This window comes from Pararhizobium sp. P1_E7 (assembly GCF_056405855.1).
In genome coordinates, this window is record NZ_JBFUBH010000135.1 from 1 (window position 1) to 4384 (window position 4384).

General features: G+C 59.8%; 5 protein-coding genes. All 5 read left to right on the forward strand.

Going from position 1 to position 4384, the window contains the following annotated elements:
• Positions 1–339: hypothetical protein (locus tag AC1D17_RS27760; protein WP_477568457.1), on the forward strand; the 339-nt coding region annotated here is incomplete at its 5' end.
• A gap of 176 nt (positions 340–515) precedes the next feature.
• On the forward strand, positions 516–1250 hold the full coding sequence (locus AC1D17_RS27765; RefSeq protein ID WP_477568458.1) for a VirB8 family type IV secretion system protein: 735 nt from the start codon (positions 516–518) through the stop codon (positions 1248–1250).
• Positions 1250–2035, forward strand: a complete 786-nt coding sequence (locus AC1D17_RS27770) for a TrbG/VirB9 family P-type conjugative transfer protein (protein WP_477568459.1) — start codon at positions 1250–1252, stop codon at positions 2033–2035. The genes AC1D17_RS27765 and AC1D17_RS27770 overlap by 1 nt, the downstream gene beginning before the upstream one ends.
• Positions 2032–3456 (forward strand): type IV secretion system protein VirB10, encoded by a 1425-nt coding sequence (virB10, locus tag AC1D17_RS27775; protein WP_477568460.1) that lies wholly within the window; start codon positions 2032–2034, stop codon positions 3454–3456. The genes AC1D17_RS27770 and virB10 overlap by 4 nt, the downstream gene beginning before the upstream one ends.
• Positions 3453–4384, forward strand: a 932-nt coding sequence (virB11, locus tag AC1D17_RS27780) for a P-type DNA transfer ATPase VirB11 (protein ID WP_477568461.1), incomplete at its 3' end; no start/stop codon positions are given. The genes virB10 and virB11, both read left to right, overlap by 4 nt.

A 4384-nucleotide genomic window follows, 5' to 3' on the forward strand; every position in this document is an offset into this window, starting at 1 on the left:
GCCATGCTGTTTCCCACCATTGCCATGGGGCAGTCAAAAAGCTCGATCGTTCCGGTACTCACTGGCGCCTATGCACCTGCCGAACGTGGCTGCGATGCCGCGGCAGCTGCTTTTATCTATATCGAGGATAAAGGTATCGGCGCCAACAAAACCACCGGGACGGTGAGATCCGTCAAACATGAYGGCGCTTCCTATGTCCTCGACATCCTCTGGGTCGAGGTTGGGGCAGACCAAGCAGACGGCGATCGTGATACGGTCCGGATCGAGGTGAGGGACGATAGGAGCTTCTATTTCTCCAATCCCGCTTCAGAGAGAACGCTGATGCGTTGGTGCAGCTAAGTTTCGAAAGCCATGTAGTCGCGTCGGGACAGCGGCAGCTTTTGAGATAGCGCTGCTCATTTTTAAGCCGAACAAACGCGCCCATAACGACCCTGGGAGATCGTTCTGAACCTCTCCACGCCCTTGGAATTAAATATAATTTATCCCGCCGCGAAAGCGGCGCATTGGAAGCAGATATGGCCAACGCAGACACGACTGAACAGCACCCCAACACCCCTCACCTGGACCTGAGCACCTATTGGCATGCGGGTGCATCGTGGGAGGCGGAACTCTATCGCAAGGAACGCCGATCGCGGAAAATCGCATGGACGGTCGCGACGATCGCGAGCGTTTCGACGCTGCTCAGCCTGTCAGCCCTCAATCTCCTCGTTCCGTTAAAGCAATTCGAGGCCGTTGTGGTGGTAGTCGACAAGACCACCGGTTTCGTTGAGGTCGCACGCTCGCTGGATGAGAGCAAGCTTTCGGAGAACGATGCGATCAAGACCGCCAACATCGTCCGCTACATCAGGGCGCGCGAAACCTATGATCCGCGAGGTCTGAAGGACAATTACGACCTTGCCCAGCTTTATTCGACGGCACAGGCCTCGGTCGACCTGCGCCACGAATTCGAGCCATCCAACCCGCAGTCGCGGGATAAGCTGCTTGGCCGAGACACCCGAATTTCCGTGACGATCAAGTCGGTGTCATTTCTGAATTCGTCGACGGCGACCGTGCGCTTCTCAACAGAAACACGCCGGGATAACACGTTGCGGCGCGAACATTGGGTTTCGGTCGTGCGCTTCCGCTATACGACCGCGCCGTTGAAGAACGAGTATCGCTTCGACAATCCGCTCGGTTTTCAGGTCATCGAGTATCGGCGTGACCAGGAGTCGCTCCCGGAAGTTCTGCCGGCTGATAGGGCGGCACGCTGATGCAAAAATCTCGCCTTATCCTCGCTGCCATCTCGCTGCTGATCATCATGGCAAAGTCCTTGGCTGCGGCCGATCCTCGCATCCGCTACATCACGTTCAACAACAATGCCGTTGTCACCGTTCCCGCCGGGCTGGGCGTATCGACGATGATCCAGCTTGGGAGCTCCGAGGTGATCGAGACAATCTCGGCTGGCGACACGGCGAGTTGGTCGATCGTGCCGAAGAAGGGATCCAGCATCCTCTTCGTCAAACCGCTGCGCGAAAACGCCGAGACCAACGTCAACATCGTCACCAACCAGCGGGTCTATGCGCTTCTTCTGAAAGGCTCGGCCGCCGCCGATCTCAGGGCTGCGTTCCAGGTGCGCTTCAAATATCCCGACGAAGACGTGAACGCACGCCTTCTGGCGGCAGCCCAGGATAGCGCCAAGGATCCACTGCTGAAAGGCCTCGATCCGAGCCGGCTCAACTACGACTATGTCTTCCGGGGCGACAGCAGCCTGAAGCCGCGCGTCGCCTTCGATGACGGCACTCATATGTATCTGGAGTTTCCGGATGAAATCCCGGCGATCTTCGTCGTCGAAGGCAAGCGTCAGGAGTCGCTCGTCAACCTGCGCACACAAGGTAAATACGTCGTGGTCGACAAGATCTCCGCCCAATTCACGCTACGCGCCGGCGACAAATGGCTATGCCTCTACAATCGACAGGCTAATCGCCGATCCTTCGATCTTGTCGAGGATGCCTATGGCCCGAAGAACCTTGACGGTAAGGAGGGCAGCCAGCGATGAGCGGGATCGATTTCGACCACCTCGATGGTCAAAGCAGTGTCGCCAGCACCCGCAACGGCCGTCTCGGCAAGCTGGCGCTTCCGCTCCTCCTCGTCGTCGGTGCGGGCGTGCTCGCCTACGTCAACTGGCCGACGGGTCCTCAGAACCCCGGCCTCAACGAGGGCGCTACTGAGACCTTCGAAACATCGAATACCAGCATTCGTAATTTCCCCGACGAACCGGTCAAGCAGGCAGCCGACCCCAACCTCGTGCAGATCCCTATGGTCGAGGAGAAAAAGCCAGTGGATGCTGCGACAGTTGATGTCACGGTCAACCAAGGTAAAGACCTGGAAAAACTGAGACAGATCGAGGAAGCCCGCCGCCTGGCTGAGGAAGAGCGACGCCGGATGGAAGAGGCACGCCGGCGCGCGGAAGAAGACGAGCGGCTGGCGCAACTGGAAGCCAAGCGGCGCGAAGACGAGGAGAAGGCCCGCTGGGAGCGGTTGCGTTCGGAGCAGATCATTGTCGACGGGTCAAACAGTGAGAGTTTGGCCGGGAGCGACCAGTCGGTGACCATCGCTGATGATGGCCAGCTCGAGACCGTGCCAGGGGCCGAGACCGACGCGAACAAGGCCTTCCTGGCGCAGTCGGAGAAACAGACGGCCGGCATCGTCAAGGCGACCCGCTTTGATCGCACCGACGCGCTCGTCGCGCAGGGCACGATGATCCGCGGTTTTCTGGAAACGGCCATCAATACCGACCTTCCCGGTATGGTGCGCGCCGTAGTACGTGAGGACGTGCGCTCGCTTGATGGTGGACGCATCCTGATCCCGAAGGGGTCTCGCCTGATCGGGGAGTACAAGTCCGGGCTGGCGCGCGGCCAAAAGCGGATCTTCGTCGTCTGGTCGCGGGTGATCCGCTCCGACGGACTGTCGGTCGAGATCGCTTCGCCCGGCGCCGACCGGCTTGGTCGCGCTGGCCTGACCGGCGACATCGACACCCACTTCTGGGAACGGTTCGGCTCAGCAATCATGCTCTCGGTGATTGGCGGTGCGGCGGAATATGTTTCCGCCCTCGGGGAGACCCCGACCAACAGTGCGCGCTCCATCTCCACCGTAGATCCGGTTACCGGAGCTGYCACGACGGTGACCACCGAACCCAGCCAAACAGCCGCGGAGGCGCGCGCCATTGCCGCTGAAAAATCCTCATCCATCCTACAGGAGATCGCCAACGAAGCGTTCAAGGAAAGCTCGAAAATCCCGCCGACGATCTACGTGGCTCAGGGGGAGCCAGTGATCGTGTACCTCCGGCGTGATCTCGACTTCTCCGACTTCTATGCTGATCCCGTCCGGCAGGAGATGATGCGCCTGAAACGCGGCGGGCAGATCCGCAGGGATGTCGACCCCACGCCTTATTATCCGATCGCGCCGGTCTACAAATGAGCGCGTTCCCGTTTCTCGAAAAGGCCCTCGAACGGCTAAAGCCCTTCCTATCGGACGACCGCGTTTCCGAAATCTCGGTAAATCGGCCCGGCGAACTCTTCATCGAGCGCCTGGGTGTGAGCAGCATGGAGCGGGTGGAAGACGCGCAGTTCACGGCCCACTGGATTGGGACGTTGAGCGAGCGGGTCGCGGGTTCCACCAACCAAGTCGTCAATGACGAGCACCCGATCCTGTCCGCGTCGCTGCCATCCGGGGAGCGTTTCCAATGCGTGCTGCCGCCGGCAGCACCAGAGGGCGGCGCCCTCTCCATCCGCAAGCAGGTCATTCATGACATCGGGCTCGACGTTTATCAGCGGCGTGGCGCTTTCGAGCATACGCGCGTCGGGCGCCAGCTTTCGCTGTCGGCTGCCGAAGAAGAGCTTGCCGCTATGATGCAGAGAGACTTCGATGCCATGGAATTTCTTCGGGCCGCTGTGCGCTTGCGGGTCTCCATCGTTGTTTCCGGCGGCACGTCCACCGGCAAGACCACCTTTCTCAATGCACTTCTGAAGGAAATCCCGGACGAAGAACGGATTGTCACGATCGAGGATACGCGCAAGCTGAAGCCAATCACACCGAACACGGTTGCCCTGCTCGCCTCCAAAGGCGACCAGGGCCGCGCCAAGGTCACTCAACAACAACTCCTCGAGGCCTCGCTGCGTATGCGCCCCGACCGGTTGATGCTTGGCGAACTTCGCGGGGCAGAAGCCTTCTCATTCTTGCAGGCGATCAATACCGGCCATCCCGGCTCGCTGACTACAGTGCACGCCAATTCGGGCCGATCGGCCTATGAGCGCCTTGCGTTGATGGTCACGCAAAGTGGCATGGACCTCAAAAAACAGGAGATCATCGACTACCTAAAGGAGGTTATTCCGATCGTGGTTCAGCT